Raw genomic sequence first — 17,921 nt, 5'->3', positions numbered from 1 at the left:
ATTAAGATTGTTATTTTACAATTGATGACTAGTGTTCAACTTCATTATAGCGTGGGATGTGCTGCCGAGGCCGCCTGTTCGGGAGGCGCTCCCCTCGCTCCTTGCTCATCGGCACGCCACGCAGGCTGGAAAATTTGTCACCTGCCCCCACCGTCGTCCCCGCGCATGCGGGGACCCAAGTCTGTAGCGTATTCGAGGGCTCAACGAACTTGGGTCCCCGCCTGCGCGGGGACGACGAGGGGTGGGTGCCGTGACGGTGAGGGTGGCGCCGGAACCAAAGGGCGGCACCGGCACCGGCACCACGATGGCGGGGACAGGAACGATGATGGAGTACACGCAACGTGCTGCGACACGCCGCCCGATTCCTCAAGCCGCCGAGCGCTCCCGCCCGTCCATCAGGCGCCGCTGCCAGAACCCCGACCCCGGCCAGCGCTGCTCATTCGCATACAAGCTGCGCCTGGTTGCCACATACGCCTGGAAGTGATCGAGCAGCGATTGCCGGTAGCCCTCCCCCAGCCCGCCGCCCTGCTCCACATGCGCATGCGCCACCCGGCCGGCATGCATGCCCGAACTGAGCGCATGCCCGATCCCCAGCGACGATACCGGATCGAAGCTGGCCGCCGCATCCCCGGCCGCCGTCCACGCCGCATTGGCCGGCAAGCGCGCCACCCGGCTGTGGATCGGATACTGGCGGAACGCTTGCGGCGCCGGCAGTTCCCGCACCAGCGCGCCGATATGCTGGGTTGCCAGCGCATGGCGCCGCCATTGCTCCGGATCGAGCAAGTCCAGCGTGCGCAAGGTGTCGGCATCGGTCATGAAGGCCACCGCCGTGCGCCGCCCCGGCAGCGGCGCCAGGTAAAACCAGCCGTCCGCTGTCGTTTCGACCAGCGTGCGCTGCACCCGCTCCTGATCGTCGCCGGCCTCGTAGTAGGCATACACCCCCACCATGCGGTCGGTCTGCAGCACCGGACACTGCTGCTGGCGCACCATCACGCTGTTGCGCCCGCTGCAATCGATGACGTAAGCGGCACTTAGCGCGCGCCGCCGTTCGCCATGGCGCACGCTGATGGTCCAGCGCGCGCCGGGCGTCACCGCCAGCGGCTCGGCCGGCTGCAGGATCACCGCACCCAGCTTGCCGGCCTGCTCCAGCAGCATGCTGTCGAACGCCATGCGGTCCAGGTGCAGGCCGCTGCCCTGGCCGTTGAACAGAAAATCGCGCACCACCAGCTGCTCGCCACCCCAGGCGGCCGCGTGCGCATACGATTGCAGATGGCGCTCCTCGAACCCGGCGCGCGCGATACCCAGGTAGTCGATCAGTGGAAACAAGGCCGGCGAGACGGTCTCGCCGGGACGGAACGGATCGAACAGGCGCCGCTCGACGATCGCCACGCGCAGCCCGGTAAAGCGGCGCAGGGTAATCGCCGCGGCGGCGCCCGCCGGCCCGGCACCGAGGATGACGACGTCGAAATCGGCGTCGTCATCGCCGGCGCGCGGCCCGGCCTCTCGCGGCCCGGCCTCTCGTGGCCCGTCCGTATCAGCGGCGGCTGGTGCGGCCATGGGACGAGGTGAGGATCTTGCGCGGTTTGTCGCCCTGGCGTGTCTGCGGCTCGGGATCTTCATCCTTGAGGAACCAAGCCGGATAGAAATTCGAATCGTCGCCGGTGACGAAGCTGCTCACATTGCCCACCGCCACGCTGGCCAGGTTGAAGCGGTCGTGATTGCGCTCCTGCTCCGCAAAGTACGGATACTGGCGCCCGTAGACCGGATCGGGATTCTGGTTGGCCACGAAGCCGAGGTACTTCCACGACGTGATCATCTGCGTGAAGCTGTTCACGCCGCGGCTGTACATCACCTGCATCCCGGCCGGCACCCCGGTCAGCTTCTGCTCCTCGGCCGTGTAGGCGCCGGCGATGACGTTCCACGGGCTTTGCGGCGGCCACCAGTACGAATAGTAGGTGGGCGGCGTGGGGATCATCGAGATCGGGTTCTTGACCTCGTTCGGATTGTCGAAATTGATGAACTGGACCGAGCAATCGAAGAAGTCGGCCTGCCACGGAATGGCCATGCGCTTGGTCAGGTCGCCCGGCTCGCAACCGGCGCCCACGGTCGGCGCGCTCCAGTCGATCGGCGCGGTCTCGTCCTCGGACCATGACAGGCCGTTGCTGACGTAATACGCTGCGTCATGGCGGTGGCGAATTTCGTACGGCGCCGCATACACGGTCGGATTGCGCACCGACCAGGTCACTTCGATGCCGGGACACATCGGCTCGCCCACGCAATTGCCGATCCCGGCCCGGTCCAGCGGATGCACATTGGGAATGGTCAACGCCGGCGCGTTCGGTTCGAACTGGCCCGCCGCCCACTGTTTGAGCAGGAAATACTGGGTATCGGTCAGCACCGAAAACTTGTCGATCACATTGTTGCGCACCGAATTCGAACCCGAATTCATCGGCACCAGCGGCACGCCCGTCACGTCCTGCAAGCCGCTGCTGAACAATTGCTGGTTCTGGCCATCGGTAAAGCCGGCCGCCGGGTCGGCGGCTGGCGGAAGTAGCGCAGGAACTGCTCGCGCTGCGGCCGCGCCGCTTCGCTGGCGTCGCTCGGATCGAAGGGTGGATTGATGAACGCCGTCATCGACGGCACCGTCGCCACCCACTGGTAGTCCGCCATCCGGTTCAGGAACGGCTTGATGTCTTCCCAGTAGTTGACCTTGTACTCCGGATTCCAGCCGCTCGTGTCCGCCCACCTGGCCAGGTCGTACACGTCGGGCCGGGCGCCCTGGTATTTGAGCGCGCAGTCGAGCGCCACATCGTCCCAGGTCGACACATTGACCAGCTGGGGCGCGAATTTGGGGGAACCGATCACCACCCAGGCCGACAGCGTGACCTGCGTCTGGTCCTTGAAGGTGATGAGCGCCGTCACCGGACCGTCGGCGATATCGTCGTTCCAGGTATTGCCGCCGCCGAAACCGGTGATGCTCTCGTTGCCGCCGGCGTGGCCGAAGCCGCCCAGCACCAGCAGGTTGGCGCGCGAATCGGTGCGGATTTCGCCGAGCGACTTCACCGGCAAGCCCTGGCTGACGTTCGTCGGCGGGAAGGAGGCGTGGGTGTAGCCTTCGGGAACCGTGTCGGCGGTAAATTCCACCGGCGCCGCCAGCGCACCGGTCACGCTGCGTGGTCCCGGATCGATGATCAGGGCCTGGCGCGCGTCGCCGGTGGTGTCCGAATTGCGGTATCCGGTCCAGGCGGCCGAGCCCACATCCCAGGCGGCGGGCGGCGCCTGCCAGGTTTCGTAGCTGTTGTACTTGCCGAACATCAGGTCGCCCAGCAAGGGCACGAAATCCCACCACGCCGATTTTTTATTGGCAACGTGAACGGACCACACCACCGATTCGACCAGGTCGCCCGTCAGGTCCAGCTCGACTTCGCCCAATCCGTCCGGGGTGGACTGATAGATGGCAAAGGTGGCCGCCTGGCGCTTGATGCGGCCTTTCGCATCCTTGAACTGGGTCACCCTTTTGGGCGCATTGTTTTCGAACACCGGATCGCCGCTGGCGCTCGCTTCGATCGGCAAGCCGCCGATGCTGTCGGGCGCAAGGTAATACGCGTCCAGGCTGTTGCCGACGCGGCCGACGCCGATCGACGGGTGAATACGGTAACTGACGGGGGATGGCATGTAAGAAGTCTCCTGATTGATTGATGGACGAACCATGAAATTCAACAGCGGAAAGACTAAAACCAGAGCGCAGGCGGTGAGAAAAGCGCGGGGCAGCAGGCCGCGGGGCCGGTAGGAACGGCCCCCCGTTGTGCCTGTCCTGAATGTCCTACGGAGGAATTATTTTGACAACAATATTGCAAATAAATAAATCATGCAAAATGAATAATCGTGTTGTTGCCTTTGTCGGCCATTCACATGGCCATCAGGCTCTCGCGCAGCGACAGCATCAGCCAGGCGGCGCCCGCGAACAGTACGATCCATAGGTAAGCGGCGGCGACCGTGAGGCCATCGTTGGCGCAGGGTGCTGGTCCGTCCCGGTTGGCCAGCTCGCTGCCGGGCAGGAGGGACAGCGCGGCGAACACCAGCCAGTGCAGCCATGCCGGCGCGCCCGCCATGGGGACGAACAGCAGCGCGGCCAGCCACCACGGCAGGCCGATGTCGCGCAGCCGGCGCGAGGCAATCACGGCCAGCAGCGCGCTGGTCAGGAGCAGGAGCGGAAAACGCAGGTCGACTACCTGGTCCGTGCGGAAGTAGAGCACGCAGAACGAGAACAGCAGGTACAGCGCCACCGGTGCGATGGAATACGCCATGTAGCGCACGCGGCCGATGCGGCCCGCTGCCTGGAACAGATGCGGCTGGTAATGAACCGGCCCGGCCGGCTCCCCAGCCTCGTTCATGCGGCGCCGGCGTACTGCAGGTAGCCGCGCGCGCGCAGGGCGCAGGCCGGGCAGGTGCCGCAACCGTAGCCCCAGGCATGCAGCGCGCCGCGCTCGCCCAGGTAGCAGGTGTGGGTGTCTTCCCGGATCAGGTCGACCAGGGCGTCGCCGCCGGCTTCGTGCGCCAGCTGCCAGGTTTGCTTCTTGTCGATCCACATCAGCGGCGTTTCCAGCTTCAGGCGCGTGGCCATGCCCAGGTTGAGCGCGACCTGCAGCGCCTTCATGGTGTCGTCGCGGCAATCCGGATAGCCGGAAAAATCGGTTTCGCACATGCCGCCGACCAGCACATTCAAGCCGCGCCGGTAAGCCACCGTAGCCGCCACGGTCATGAACAGCAGGTTGCGGCCCGGTACAAAGGTATTGGGCAGCCCGTTGGCCTGCATTTCGATGGCCACGTTGCTGGTCATGGCGGTGTCCGAAATCTTGCTGATCAGGGACAGGTCGACCATGTGATCCTCCCCCAGGCGCGCATCCCAATCGGGCTTCAATGCCCGCATCTTGCCCAGCACCGTGGGGCGCACGGTCAGTTCGATCGCGTGGCGCTGGCCGTAGTCGAAACCGATGGTTTCGACCCGCCCGTAGCGTTCCAGCGCCCAGGCCAGGCAGGTGGCGGAGTCTTGCCCGCCGCTAAACAAAACCAGTGCGCCGTCAGCTTGTTGCATAGTGTATTTTCCAAATCATTAGACGTTCGCCATCATTCAGGCCGATCCGGTAAGATGCCAAAAGCATTTTCCCGAATGGAGCGACATGTTTCCCGCAACACCAGACAAAACAACAGCCCGGACGCCGCGCCAGCGGCGAATTTTGGCACAAATCGCCGTGACCGTGTGCCTTGCCGCTCCCGCCGCATCGGCCTTCTCACAAGAGCAGGCGCAGCCCGAATCCCAGGTACAGGTGCAGCCAGCTCCCGCGCGTGGCATCGACTATTCGGTCAAGGTGGACGCACCCGGCCCGCTCGACGACCTGCTCGAAGAAAATCTCGACCTGGTGCGCTGGCAGGGCAACCCGCGCCTCGACCTCGACCAGTTGCAGCGCCTGGTCAAGGCCGCGCCCGAGCAAGCCAAGACCCTGATCGCCACCGAGGGCTATTACTCGCCCAAGGTAAGTGCGGGCCTGGACACCAGCGGCGGTAAACCCGTGGCGCGCATCACGGTCGACCCGGGCCAGCCGGTGCTGGTGGGCGACGTGGAACTGGTGCTCAAGGGCTTCGAGCCGGTCGGCGTCGATTCCACCCCGTACGACGCGGCCGACCTGCGCAACCGCTGGGCCCTGCCCGTGGGCCGCCGCTTCCGCCAGGCCGACTGGGAAGGCGCCAAGCGCAACCTGCTGCGCCAGGTGATGATGGCGCGCTATCCGCGCGCCCAGCTGGTTGAATCGAGCGCCATCGTCGACCCCGACATGCGCCGCGCCCTGCTCAAGGTGGTCCTCGACAGCGGCCCGGAAGCGCGCTTCGGCGAATTGCGCATCGAAGGCCTGAAGCGCTATTCGCGCACCATCGTCAGCAACCTCAATCGCATCCGCCCCGGCCAGGAATACAACGAAGCGGCCCTGCAAGCCTTCCAGGCGCGCCTGCAGGACACCGGCTACTTCAGCACCGTGGAAGTGAGCGCCGACATGTCGGCGGCGCTGTCGGAAGACATCGACGCCATGACCGACGACCAGAAAGCCATCCCGCGCCCGCCCGTGGCCAACCCGGCGATCCTGCCGGTGCTGGTGCGCGTGACCGAGAACAAGCAGAAGAACGTCGACGTCGGTCTCGGTTATTCGACCAACACCGGCGCGCGCGCCCAGCTCAATTACGACGACCTCGATGTGTTCGGCCTGCGCATGAAAAGTAACGTCATCACGGAACAGAAGCGCCAGACCGCGCGCGCCGACTTCTATTTCCCGACCACCGAAAAAGGCTACAACGACAGCTTCGGCGCCGGTTTCGAGCGCAACGACCTGCGCGGCGAAGTGACCAACGTGGCCACCGTGGCCGGACGGCGCGCCTGGGGCTCGCCGCTGCTCGAACGCAGCCTGACGCTCGAATACCTGAGCGAGCGGCGCATGGTCGAAGGCGTGGAGACACGCCGCAGCCAGAGCGTGCCGCTCACCTTCAGCTGGACCAAGCGCGCGCTCGACAACCTGGTGCTGCCGACCAAAGGCTATGTGCTCAACGCGCAGTTCGGCGGCGCCGTGCTGCCGGTGCTGACCGACGAACGCTTCCTGCGCGCCAGCACGCGTTTCATCAATTACCGCCCGCTCGGCGCGTCGAGCAATCTGATCGTGCGCGCCGAAGCGGGCGTGCTGGCCTCGCGCGACAAGGCAGGCGTGCCATCGACCTTCCTGTTCCGCGCCGGCGGCGACCAGTCGGTGCGCGGCTACGGCTACCAGGAACTGGGCGTGCGCGAAGGCGACGCCATCGTCGGCGGGCGCTATCTGCTCACCGGCAGCGTCGAATACCAGTACTGGTTCAAGCCACCGTGGGGCGTGGCCGTGTTCTACGACGCCGGCAACGCCGCCGACAAATTCAAGGACCTGAAACCGGAATCGGGCTATGGGCTAGGCGCGCGCTGGCGCAGCCCGGTCGGCCCGATCAACGTCGACATCGCATACGGACAAGCGCTCAAAAAAGCGCGCCTGCACTTCTCACTGGGCTTTACATTCTGATGACTACCGCCGACACTCCCACCACCCCGCCGCCCCGCGAGCACGGCCAGCGCCGCTGGCCGCGCCGCGTCGCCATCGGCGTCGCCGTCACCGGCGCCCTGCTGGGCGGCGCTTACTGGTACCTCGGCCGCGAAACGACCCTGCAAATGCTGGTCCAGCGCGTGGCCAACGCCAGCGGCGGCAGCATCGTCGTCAGCGGCGTGAAAGGCTCGCTGTACGGCGCCATGCACCTCGATAAAGTCGTCTACCGCACCCCGGAACAGGTGATCACCGCCGAGAACATCGACATCGACTGGTCGCCCTTCCAGTACCTCAGCCGCGGCGTGGCCATCAACAAACTGCACGTGGCCACCCTGCGCATGAATACCCTGCGCGAAGGCGAACCGGCCAAGATGCCGGTCAAACTCGCGCCGCCCTTCAAGCTCGAAGTCGACGATGCGCGCCTTGCCAAGGTCATCCTGACCAATGCGGCCGTCCCGGGTGCCGAAACGGTGATCGCCGACGTGCGCTTCGACCTGCTGGGCGACCAGCAGCAATGGGCGCTGCGCAAGGCCAGCGCCATCACCCCCTGGGGCAAGGCCATGGCCGACGCCAGCATCGGCGCGAACAAGCCGTTCAAGCTGGCCGGCACGGCCAGCCTGACCCAGCTCGTGGTACCCGCCGGACAGCAGCCGGCGCAGATCAAGCTGCGCGTGGGCGGCGACCTGGTGACCACCCAGCTCGACGCCACCGCCGTCTCGGGCAAGGCCCAGGGCGACGCCAAATTCACGCTGGCGCCGTTCGACCCGATCCCGCTGCGCGCCATGACCATCCATGGCAAGAACATCGACCCGGGCTTTTTCAATCCCGAACTGCCCAAGGCCGACCTGTCGCTGACGATCATCGCGCGCATCGAAGCGAACCGCAACATCGCCGGCAGCGTCACGATCGATAACGCCGGCGCGACCGGCCCGATCGACCTGCAACGCCTGCCGCTGCGCTCCATGCGCGGCGAACTGAAAGGCAACCTGTCGGCGCTCGAAATCGGCGCGGTGCTGATCGACCTGGGCGAGGCCGGCAAATTCACCGGCAGCGGCACGGTGGCGCGCAGCGCCGCCGACAAAGGTATCGGCACGGCCGGCTTTGCGCTGCATACCGACGGCATTGACCTCAAGCGCATCCACAGCCGCATGAAGTCGACCAACATCGCCGGCGACATCACGGTCGCCAACGCGGGCACCACCCAGACCTTCACCACCAAACTGGTGGAAGCGGGCATGCGCCTGGAAGCGAAAGCCACCCTGGCCGACAACGTGCTGACCGTGCAGCAGGCGCGCCTGGCCGCCGGCGGCAGCAGCGTGGGCCTGACCGGCAGCGCCAACCTGGCCGGCAAGCGTGAATTCAAGGTCAGCGCCAGTGCCGTCAAGTTCAACCCGGCCGCGTTCGGCGACTTGCCGAAGGCCGACATCAATGCCGACATCAACGCCGCCGGCGTTCTTGCGCCAGCCTGGAAAGTGGCGGCCGACTTCGCGCTGCGGCCAAGCCGCCTGTTCGACCAGCCTTTGTCGGGCAAGGGCAAACTCAATGCCGACGCCGCCCACATCAGCGGCGTGGACGCCACGCTGGCGCTGGGAAAAAATACGGCGCAATTGCAAGGTTCGTTCGGCGCACCCGGCGAAAAGCTCACCTGGCGCGTCAACGCCACCGACCTGGCGGCTGCGCGCAGCGATTTGTACGGCGCGCTGGCGGCCAACGGCGTCGTCACCGGCACCATGAAGGCGCCGCGCACGACGTTCGAGGTCGACGCGACCGGCCTCGGTTGGATAGCGGCGGCGCGCAAGACCAATAACAGCCTGCTGCACGCCAGCGGCGAAGCATGGCTCGCGGGGGGACCAAATGCGGGCGCGGTCGAAGTCAAGGCGGCCGGCACGGCGCAGCGCTTCAATCCGGGCGCCTTCGGCTCGCCGCTGGCGGGCAGCATCAACGGCACGTTCGACGTTACCGGCCGCTCTGGTCCGGACTGGCGCGGCAACCTGAATCTGGCGCTGCAGCCATCGACCCTGGCCAATTCGCCGCTGTGGGGCCATGCCAAGATCGCCGCCGACGCCAAACACGTCTCGAACGCCGACGTCGACCTGCACGTGGGACCGAACATCGTGGCCGCCAAGGGCAGTTTCGGCACTGCCGCCGACAAGCTTGACTGGCGTATCGACGCGACCCAGCTGGCCGCGCTCGGCCCCGACTTCGGCGGCGTGCTCAAAGGCTCGGGCACCGTGTCGGGCACGATGGCCGCACCGGCCGTCAGCGCCGCGCTGGAAGGCCAGAACCTCAAAGTGCTCGGCAAGCACCAGGTCAAGACCCTGCGCGCCAGCGCCAACCTTGGCAGCGGGCGCGGGGCCGACGATCCTCTGGTGAGCGACATCGCCATCACCGAATACGTCAGCGGCGACACCCGCATCGACAGCGCGCACCTGCAAACGAGCGGCACGCGCGGCGCTCACGTCATCCGACTGGACGCGCGCAGCGAAGCGTTCGACGCCACCGGCGACATCCGCGGCGGCTGGGCCAACAGCGCCTGGACCGGCACCGTGGCGGCGCTGCAGAACAAGGGCCGCTACGCGTTCGCGCTGCAGGCGCCGGTACCTGTGCGCATTGCGGTCGCACCCGGCGCCGGCGTGGCCGGCCTGGCCAAGCCGCAGCAGATCAGCATGAGCAACGCGGTCATCAAGCTGCCCAACGGCAGCGTGAGCATCCAGTCGCTGGAAAAAAACGGCCCGCACTGGACCAGCAAGGGCGTGGCGGCCGGCGTGCCGCTCACCTACCTGGCGCAATTCTCGCCGGGCATGCGCGACGCCATCAGCGGTAACCTGTTGCTGGGCGCCGACTGGGCGCTCGACATGCAGGCACCAAGCGGCGCCACGCCAGCCCTGAACGGCTCGGTGCACGTCTTCCGCGAGAGCGGCGACATCATCGCCGGCGCCGAAGTGCCGGTGGTGCTGGGCCTGCGCACGCTCGACCTGCGCGCCGACGTGGCGAAGGGCGTGCTGCGCATGCAGGCCAAGGTCGACGGCACCCGCGTCGGCCAGGCCGACGTGGACGCCACCGCGCAAATGATCGACGGCCGCCTGGGCAACGCCAGCCCCTTGAAAATGACGGCGAACGCCGACATGGTCTCGATCGCGTGGCTGGCTCCCTTCACCGGCCAGCCGGCGCTGGAACTGGATGGCGCGTTGAAGCTCGCGCTGACCGGCGGCGGCACGGTCGGCACCCCGACCCTGAACGGCAGCGTCAACGGCGACAAACTGGCGCTGCGCTGGGCCGAACAGGGCATCAAGCTCAGTAACGGCCAGCTGCGCGCCCAACTGGCCGGCGACCAGCTGCTGCTGCAGCGCCTCAGTTTCGACGGCGTACAGGGCACGATGGTGGCCGACGGCGCGGTGCGCTTCGCCGGCGGCGAAGCGACCATGCAGTTGAAACTGGTGGCCGACAAGCTCGAAATCCTGTCGCGCCCCGACCGCACCGTCGTCATCAGCGGCCAGAGTACGCTGGTGCGCGACGCCAAGCGCTTTTCGCTGGAAGGCAAATTCAAGGCCGACCGCGCGCTGATCGAACTGGCGCCGCAAGGCCGCCCCACCTTGTCGGACGACGTGATCGTGCTGGGACGGGCCGGGGTCGGCACGCCGGCGGTCAAGGGCGAGCCGACCATGCCGCTGACGATGGATGTGGAGGCCGACCTGGGCAACGCCTTCCGCCTGCGCGGCATGGGCATCGATGCCGAACTGGCAGGTGCGCTGCGGGTGCGCACCACGGGCGGGCGTCCGCCGCGCGTGAACGGCTCCATCCGCGTGGTCAGCGGCACCTACAAGGCGTATGGGCAGAACCTCGACATCGAACGCGGCGTGCTGACCTTCAGCGGCCCGTCCGACAATCCGGCACTGAACATCCTCGCCGTGCGCAGCCGGCCGGAGGGCGAGCAGCTGTCCGAGACCAACGTCGAAGCCGGTGTCGAAGTGCGCGGCTCGGCCCTCTCGCCGGTGGCCAAGCTGGTGTCGACGCCGTCGGTGCCGGACAGCGAAAAGCTGTCCTGGCTGGTGCTGGGACATGGCATGGCCGCGACATCGGGCAACGAGGCGGGCCTGCTCAGCGCCGCCGCCGCTGCCCTGCTGGGCGGCTCGGGCAGCGGCGGCGGTTTCCAGTCGCGCCTGGCCAATTCGCTGGGGGTCGATGAACTGGGCCTGTCGCAGGCCAAGGGACTGGAAAGCACCGTGGTCACGGTCGGCAAGCGGATTTCGTCGCGCGCCTACCTCAGTTTCGAGCAGGGGGCGACGACCGCATCGAGCCTGGTCAAGCTGCGCTACAAGCTCAATCCGCGCATCACGCTGCAGTTCCAGACCGGAACCAACACCGCGCTCGACGTGCTGTATTCGTGGGCGTTCGACTAGCCTAGTGCAGGAAAAAGGTGCTCGGCTTCGGGTCGGGCACCGGATCGTCGTCCTGCGGGTGCTTGACCGGCGGGTGATGCGGGTGGGGATTGTCGAACGGCTCCGGAGATGGTTCATCGACCGGCACGGGGTCCGGTGCGCGGTGAAAGTCGATGGCTGCTGGGTTCATGTGGGTCGCTCCTGGTTGGTGGAGCGATGACATTAACATAAGCATCGGCGCGGGGCCGTACGCTTGAAAGACCCCGAGGGGCCGCCAATGCGGCCCCTTTCGCGTTTTACGGCTTGGCGTTCTTGACGTATTTGTCGAGCCAGGAATTGGTCTCGAACAGCATGTGCATGATCGATTCGCGCGCGCGGTACGCGTGGCTTTCGTTAGGCAGCATCACCAGGCGCGCAGTACCGCCCAGGCCCTTCATGGCCTGGAACATGCGCTCGCTCTGCATCGGGAAGGTGCCCGAATTGTTATCCTGCTCGCCGTGGATCAGCAGCAGCGCATCCTTGATCTTGTCCGCGTTATTAAACGGCGACATGGCCTGGTACACCTCCTTCGCCTTCCAGAACTCGCGCTCCTCGGACTGGAAGCCGAACGGGGTAAGCGTGCGGTTATAGGCGCCGCTGCGCGCCACGCCGGCCTTGAACAGGCGCGTGTGGGCCAGCAGGTTGCCGGTCATGAAGGCGCCGTACGAGTGCCCGCCGATGGCGATGCGGTGGCGCTCGGCCACGCCGCGCCGCACCACTTCGGCCACCGCCGCTTCGGCGTTGGCGACCAGCTGCGGCAGATAGCTGTCGTTCGGTTCAGCGTCGCCGGCGCCGACGATCGGCATCGACGGGTTATCGAGCACCGCGTAGCCCATCGCCAGCATCGGCGCCGGGCCCCAGTAGCTGATCGCATTGAAACGGAATGGCGAGCCGGTAGTCTGGCTGGCCGCGCTGGCGCTCTTGAAGTCCTGGGGATAAGCCCACATCAGCAGCGGCAGCGGGCCGTCGCGCTTCGCTTCGTAGTTCGGCGGCAGCATCAGCGTGGCGGTCAGGTCGACGCCGTCGGCGCGCTTGTAGCGGATCTGCTCCTTCTGCACGTCTTTCAACTGCGGGGTCGGATGCGGGAAATTGGTCAGCGCCGTCAGTTGCGCCGCGCCGCTGCGGTTCAGGTCGCGCACATAAAAGTTGGGGCGCTCGGTGGGCGACTCGCGCGTGGTCAGCAGGCGCGTGCCATCGTCGCTGAGCACCGTCACGATGCTCTCGTAATACGGCGCCTCGCTCTGGAACAGGCGCTCCTTGGCCTTGGTGGTCAGGTTGAAGCGGTCCAGGAACGGACGGTCGCCTTCGTTCGAGGCGCCGCTGCCACCTAGCAGGATGGTCGAATCGGCCCCCAGCACCAGGCGCGGACGGCCCGCGCTGTCGGGCATTGTCACGGGCGAACCGGGATTGTTGTAGCGGTCTTCGGCCGAGTAGGAGAACAGCAGCTCGGGCGCCACCGTGTCGTGCTCCGGCTGGATGCGCCAGATCTTGACGGCGCGCGTCTTGTACCAGCCTTCGCCCAGCAGGGCGACATCGCCATTGCCCCAGACCACGCGGTCGTAGCGCGAACCGAGCCTGGCCAGCACCTTCGGCTCGCCGGCGAAGGGCGCGGCGTGCGAATACACGATGTCGCGCACTTCGGCCGCCTTGGCCGGATCGCCCCCATCCTGGGCTTCGGCCCAGACCAGGGTGGCCGGGGCGTCGACGCGCCAGCTGACCTTGCGCACGCCGGCGGAAACGGCATCGTTCCCCGGTGGCAGGCCTTCTTCAAGCGGCTTCTCGACCACCAGGTGCACGGGCTTGCCGCTCAAATCGCGCACGTCGACGCGGCGCGGAAAGGCCGATGCCGGCACCACGTACGAGAAGGGGCGCTGCAGCACGGAGGCCAGCAGCAGCTTGCCGTTGGGGGCCACCGACACGTTGGTGAACAATTCGGGATTGCCGATCAGGCGCAGCTTGCCCGACAGGTCGACCAGCGCCAGCTGCGAGCTGGCATAGTGCTCGAACAGACGCGCGTCTTCTTCATTTTTCAGCAAATCCTGGTAGGTGCGCAGCTGGCGCGCGCCCACGCTGACCTGGCTGTCCTGCAGAATCGGGCCGCCCGGCACGCCGGTCGACTGCGGCGCCTTGCCGCGCCCGATGGGTTTCAGGTGCAGCAGCAGGCCTTTGGCGTCCGGCATCCAGGTAAAGCCCGAGCCGTCCAGGTAGGACAGCGGCTGCGCGGTCAGGCGCCGCGCGATGCGGGTGTTGATATCGACCAGCCACAGTTCGACGCCGGACGCGCCATCGCGGTCGGCGTAGGTGACGTGGGTGAAGGCCAGGTAGCGCTGGTCGGGCGACCAGGCGCTGTCGGCCAGGCGCAGCTGGCGCGGCAAGCCCATGATCTTGATTTCCTTCTGGGTCGCGATATCAAGCAGCTTGAGACCCGTGCCGAAGGAAAAGCGGCTCGGCGAATAGGTGCGCGGATTGATGCGCAGGCCGGCCAGCTTCAGTTCCGGCTGCGCCACTTCCGCGATGCTGGGCAGGGCCGGCGTATCGACCATCATCGCCAGGTTACGCTGCGGCGACAGGCCCAGCGCCGGGGCGCGCGGCGCATCCACGATGGCCTGCAACTGCGCCGGCGGCAGCTGGTACTGGGAATGCGCATTGGGTGCGGCAGCGAGCAGGGACATGGTCAGCGGGACCATAGGGAGGCGATGGCGCATGGAAGGGTCTCGGGTGAAGGCGATCCTCCATCTTGCGCACTACTGACGGGCTTGTCAATCCGCTCTTTTCCGGTATTTACGGGGCGTATGCCATGCACGGCGGGTGGAATCGGCGGCGTGCGGCGGGCGTTTATAATGCGTGTTTCAGGACCGGAATCACAATCGCCATGTCAATTACCACTCTCGCGCTGCTGGTGCTCGCCCCTTTCCTGGTGTGGCGCTTCTATCAGCGCCTCAAGGCCATGATGATGCGCCAGCGCTCGATCGTCTCGCGCCATTACACCGGGGTGGGCGTGTTCGCGGCCATGATTCTGGTGGCGGGGTCGGAGGTGATGTCGCGGCCGGTGCTGCTCGGCTGGCTGGCGCTGGGCACGGCGGCCGGCATCGCGTACGGGATCTGGGGGCTGCGGCTGACCAGGTTTGAAAACGATACCTGCTACTTCACGCCGAACGCACGCCTGGGGATGGTCATTGCGATGCTGTTTTTCGCGCGCGTGATGTATATCGGGGTGGAGATTTATGCGAACCAGGGCAGCAATGTGCCGACGCCGGGGTTCACCGACAGTTTCATCACCTTGATTGCGCTGGGAGTGACGGCGGGGTATTTCGGGACGTATTCGGCGGGATTGATCCGCTGGCGCCGGGCGTTGAAGAAGGCGGTCAACGCGGCATAATCGTCTTTGTGACACCACCGCCGTTCCCGCCGCCACCTCCGTCGTTCCCGCGCAGGCGGGAACCCAAGTTCGTGCTGTAGTCATGGGCTGCTCTACAAACTTGGGTTCCCGCCTTCGCGGGAACGACGAGGTTAGTGGCTGAAACGACGTAGGTGGCGGCGGGAACGGCGGAGGCAGCTATACCCTCAAACCGCCACCGCAGGCGTCACGCGCCGCTGCAGCACGAAAATCGGCTGCGCCCACGGCATGTCTTTCTTCTTCTTGCTGGTGATGAGCGTCAGTTCCGACGGGTCGTACACATCCGTGTTGTGCGTCAGCGGCGTCGTCATCAAATACTGCGCCTCGGTGTTCTTGAGGAACTCGCCCACCAGCTGGATATTCCGGATATCCAGGTGGGCAAACGGTTCATCGATGAACACAAACCCGCCCGACCCGTCTTCCGACTTGAGCAAACCAATCAGCAGCACCAGCGACTTCATCACCTGCTGCCCGCCTGACGCTTCGCCGTCGTTCATCCCGATCTGGTCCTTGCCGTCGAACTTGAAGCGCACGTGCAGGCCGGCCTGCGACAGCTGCACGTCTTCATTCTCCAGCTTGACCGGATCGGCATGCACCTCGATGCCCGCCAGTTCCCCCAGCTCCTTGATGTTCTTGCTGTACGTCTTGATGGTGTAGCGCAGCCGCTCGATGTACGCGCCGCGCGCATTGGCGGTCGCTTCGATCGCGCGGTTGTTCTGGTAGCGCCGCTCGTCGGTCTCGGTCTGGCGGCCCTGCAACTGCTCGTTCAGGCGGTGATGCTGGTCGATGACCGTGGCGTCGAGCTCCCAGTCGTCGCGCGCCAAACTGTGTTCCAGCGAAGCGACGCGCAGGTCGACCTGGTGCGCATTCTGGTGTTCGGCCACCAGCGAGGCGCGCCGCGCCGGACGGCGCCAGCCTTGCGGCAGATGGCGCCACGCGCGGCGCAGTTCGAGCAAGGCGCGCGCGTGGTCGGCGCGCTGCTCGATCTGGCGCTTGTGACCGAGCCGCAGCCCGGCTTCGGCTTCCGACAGGGACATGCGCGCGTTCTGCCATGTGGTGTCGGCGCGCGTGCGCGCCACCGTGGCCGCTTTCGTCAATGCCTGCAGTTCACCCAGGCGCGCGCCGACTTCCAGGCGCTCGGCCTTGAGCGGCACCGTGCCGCGCAAGGCTTCGTCGAATTCGGCCTGGCGCGCGGCCAGTTCCTTGGCCGCATCGACCCCGGCGATGCGGGCCTTGAGCGCGCCCACTTCATAAGCGAGCCTGCTGATGGCGAGCGTGAACGCGTCTTCCTGCGCTTCCAGCGCCGGCAAGGACTTTTGCAGCGCTTCCATGCGCTGGGTGCGGCCGGCCGTGCCGAAGCGGTAGCGCGATACTTCGACGAACAGCGAGCGGCCGCCGCGCCGTTCGCGGTGATACGCGTCCGGCGTGATCCACTCGGCGTCCTTGTGCAGCTTGAAGCCCTTCTCCACCGAGTCGACCCGCTCGATGCGCGCCAGCTGGTCGATCAGCCATGGCGGAGCGGCGGCCGAAAAACGCACCACCGACAACAGGCTGTCATCCTTTACTGCGGGTGCCTTGATGCATTCGGGGACGATGAAGTGGCGATAGCGCTCCTTCTCGGCCAGCCGGTACGCGGCCGCGGCATCCTTGGCGCGTTCGAGCAGCACCACCGAGGCATACCCGCCCAGCACACCTTCCACGGCGCCCTGCCACTTCGGATCGGTCACTTCGACGATATCGGACAGCATCGCGTGCGGGATGCCGTCGTCGCGCAGCGCACGGCGCATGCCGCGCACGGCGTCCGGCTCGGGCATGGCGCTCTTGCCCTGCAAGGCCGAGATGGTCGACTTTTCGGTCAGGATGCGGCTGGCCAGCGCATCGCGCAACTGGCGCTGGCGTGCCAGTTCGGCTTCTTTCTGGTCCAGCTGGGCCGCCACTTCGGCGATGTCGGCGCCCGAATCGGCGGCCAGCTTTTGCAGGCGCTCCTTCTGTTCGAGCAGGCTGTCGAGCGGTTTCAACCTGGCGTTGACCTGGGTCAAACGGCTGCCCAGCACCGTCGCCTCCTGCTCCAGCAGCGTTTCCTGCTGCTGCGCGTCGGACAGCGCTTTTGCCTGCGCCGCCAGCGCGTTGCGCTTTTCGATCAGCTGCGTGTCGGCCTGCGCCATCGGTTTGCGGGCGTCGCGCAGCGCGCGGCTACCCGCGGCCGCCTTTTCGCGCGCCTCATGGTATTCGAGGCTCGGGAGAACCTCTTCCAGCAGGTTGCGCCGTTCCTTGTGCAGGTCTTCCCACTGGTGGTAATTGACCACGCGCAGGCGCAAGCCTTCCAGGTTGGTGCGCGAGGCTTCCAGTTCGCTCTCGAAGCGCTTCAGTTCCGTCTCGGTGTCGCGCTGGTGGCGCTTGGCTTCGTCGTAGGCGTCCAGCACTTCCTTGTCGCCGAAGACCTGGAACACCAGGTCGAGCAGCTGGCGCGGCGCGTATTCGCACAGCTTGTCGGTTTCGCCCTGCTCCAGCGCCAGTACCTTGGCCATGGCCGGCGACAGGCCGGCGTTGTGCAGGCGCTTGCGGTAATTCTCGACGCCGAGCCAGTCGGTGGCGTCGTTGACTTCCTCGATCTGGATATTCCCCGGACGCATAAGGTACTGGCGCTTCCAGTCGCCGCCGTTCTTTTCGATCTTGCAGAACAGCGTGACTTCATCGTCGCTGAAAAAGCCCGAACTGCGGAACGGCCGGTTCGACAGCTGGCGCCCCACCGCCTTGTTGTCGACCACGGAACGGATCCACGCGGTCTGCTGCCCCGAGTGGCGCGCATAGTGCTTGTAGGTGCGGCCCATCGAGCAATCGAGGCCGAACAGGGTGCGCAGCGCATCGAGCAAGGTGGTCTTGCCGGAGCCGTTCTGGCCGGCGATCGTGATGATCTTGGCGTCGAGCGGGATGTTCTTGATCCGTTGCCAGTAATCCCAGTGGACCAGTTCGAGCGATTTAATGTGGAACATGGGCTAG

At 66.2% G+C, this 17,921-nt stretch carries 11 protein-coding genes; 3 read left to right on the top strand and 8 right to left on the bottom strand.

What is annotated here, in order from left to right:
- Nucleotides 1-366: 366 nt before the first annotated feature.
- The 5 genes from CR152_RS05580 to queC all read right to left on the bottom strand — a co-directional run bounded on the left by CR152_RS05580 (nt 367) and on the right by queC (nt 5,095).
- Nucleotides 367-1,557, bottom strand: a complete 1,191-nt coding sequence (locus CR152_RS05580; protein ID WP_157778336.1) for an FAD-dependent monooxygenase — start codon at nt 1,555-1,557, stop codon at nt 367-369.
- A complete protein-coding gene (locus CR152_RS33775; RefSeq protein ID WP_208640077.1) occupies nt 1,535-2,497 on the bottom strand; it encodes a LodA/GoxA family CTQ-dependent oxidase in 963 nt (320 codons plus the stop codon). The genes CR152_RS05580 and CR152_RS33775 overlap by 23 nt, the downstream gene beginning before the upstream one ends.
- Nucleotides 2,470-3,675 carry a LodA/GoxA family CTQ-dependent oxidase gene (locus CR152_RS33770; protein ID WP_208640076.1) on the bottom strand — a complete coding sequence of 402 codons (1,206 nt, stop codon included), beginning with the start codon at nt 3,673-3,675 and terminating at the stop codon, nt 2,470-2,472. The genes CR152_RS33775 and CR152_RS33770 overlap by 28 nt, the downstream gene beginning before the upstream one ends.
- 233 nt (nt 3,676-3,908) lie before the next feature.
- A complete protein-coding gene (locus tag CR152_RS05570; protein ID WP_099874035.1) occupies nt 3,909-4,394 on the bottom strand; it encodes a DUF805 domain-containing protein in 486 nt (161 codons plus the stop codon).
- Nucleotides 4,391-5,095: a 7-cyano-7-deazaguanine synthase QueC gene (gene queC, locus CR152_RS05565; RefSeq protein WP_099874034.1), complete on the bottom strand. Its 705-nt coding sequence runs from the start codon at nt 5,093-5,095 to the stop codon at nt 4,391-4,393. Before queC ends, CR152_RS05570 begins: the two co-directional genes overlap by 4 nt.
- Nucleotides 5,096-5,237: 142 nt before the next feature.
- On the opposite strand from queC, the gene CR152_RS05560 reads away from it, so the two are divergent.
- Together CR152_RS05560 and CR152_RS05555 are read left to right on the top strand one after the other, a co-directional pair.
- On the top strand, nt 5,238-7,085 hold the full coding sequence (locus CR152_RS05560; RefSeq protein WP_307718564.1) for an autotransporter assembly complex protein TamA: 1,848 nt from the start codon (nt 5,238-5,240) through the stop codon (nt 7,083-7,085).
- Nucleotides 7,085-11,506 (top strand): translocation/assembly module TamB domain-containing protein, encoded by a 4,422-nt coding sequence (locus CR152_RS05555; RefSeq protein ID WP_099874032.1) that lies wholly within the window; start codon nt 7,085-7,087, stop codon nt 11,504-11,506. Before CR152_RS05560 ends, CR152_RS05555 begins: the two co-directional genes overlap by 1 nt.
- Before the next feature lies 1 nt (nt 11,507).
- On the opposite strand, the gene CR152_RS33565 is transcribed toward CR152_RS05555, so the two are convergent.
- Both CR152_RS33565 and CR152_RS05550 read right to left on the bottom strand, forming a co-directional pair.
- Nucleotides 11,508-11,675 carry a hypothetical protein gene (locus tag CR152_RS33565; protein ID WP_167399868.1) on the bottom strand — a complete coding sequence of 56 codons (168 nt, stop codon included), beginning with the start codon at nt 11,673-11,675 and terminating at the stop codon, nt 11,508-11,510.
- Between the two features lie 106 nt (nt 11,676-11,781).
- A complete protein-coding gene (locus CR152_RS05550; protein WP_229413285.1) occupies nt 11,782-14,229 on the bottom strand; it encodes a S9 family peptidase in 2,448 nt (815 codons plus the stop codon).
- A 167-nt stretch (nt 14,230-14,396) separates the two neighbouring features.
- Here CR152_RS05550 and CR152_RS05545 point away from each other — a divergent pair, with 167 nt between their 5' ends.
- Complete coding sequence (locus CR152_RS05545; RefSeq protein ID WP_229413284.1) at nt 14,397-14,903, top strand: CcdC protein domain-containing protein; 507 nt, start codon at nt 14,397-14,399, stop codon at nt 14,901-14,903.
- A gap of 185 nt (nt 14,904-15,088) precedes the next feature.
- Here CR152_RS05545 and CR152_RS05540 read toward each other — a convergent pair whose 3' ends face one another.
- Nucleotides 15,089-17,914, bottom strand: a complete 2,826-nt coding sequence (locus tag CR152_RS05540; protein WP_099874030.1) for an ATP-binding protein — start codon at nt 17,912-17,914, stop codon at nt 15,089-15,091.
- Nucleotides 17,915-17,921: the final 7 nt, after the last annotated feature.

The organism is Massilia violaceinigra, assembly GCF_002752675.1.
Classification (GTDB): domain Bacteria; phylum Pseudomonadota; class Gammaproteobacteria; order Burkholderiales; family Burkholderiaceae_D; genus Telluria_A; species Telluria_A violaceinigra.
This window is presented reverse-complemented; position numbering and strand designations above follow the sequence as displayed.

Bases quoted from the DNA above. Each gene is read 5' to 3' on its own strand.
- CR152_RS33565 (WP_167399868.1), bottom strand. From the start codon at position 11,675: ATGAACCCAGCAGCCATCGACTTTCACCGCGCACCGGACCCCGTGCCG.
- queC (WP_099874034.1), bottom strand. From the start codon at position 5,095: ATGCAACAAGCTGACGGCGCACTGGTTTTGTTTAGCGGCGGGCAAGAC.
- CR152_RS05540 (WP_099874030.1), bottom strand. From the start codon at position 17,914: ATGTTCCACATTAAATCGCTCGAACTGGTCCACTGGGATTACTGGCAA.
- CR152_RS05550 (WP_229413285.1), bottom strand. From the start codon at position 14,229: ATGCGCCATCGCCTCCCTATGGTCCCGCTGACCATGTCCCTGCTCGCT.
- CR152_RS33770 (WP_208640076.1), bottom strand. From the start codon at position 3,675: ATGCCATCCCCCGTCAGTTACCGTATTCACCCGTCGATCGGCGTCGGC.
- CR152_RS05570 (WP_099874035.1), bottom strand. From the start codon at position 4,394: ATGAACGAGGCTGGGGAGCCGGCCGGGCCGGTTCATTACCAGCCGCAT.
- CR152_RS05545 (WP_229413284.1), top strand. From the start codon at position 14,397: ATGTCAATTACCACTCTCGCGCTGCTGGTGCTCGCCCCTTTCCTGGTG.
- CR152_RS05555 (WP_099874032.1), top strand. From the start codon at position 7,085: ATGACTACCGCCGACACTCCCACCACCCCGCCGCCCCGCGAGCACGGC.
- CR152_RS05580 (WP_157778336.1), bottom strand. From the start codon at position 1,557: ATGGCCGCACCAGCCGCCGCTGATACGGACGGGCCACGAGAGGCCGGG.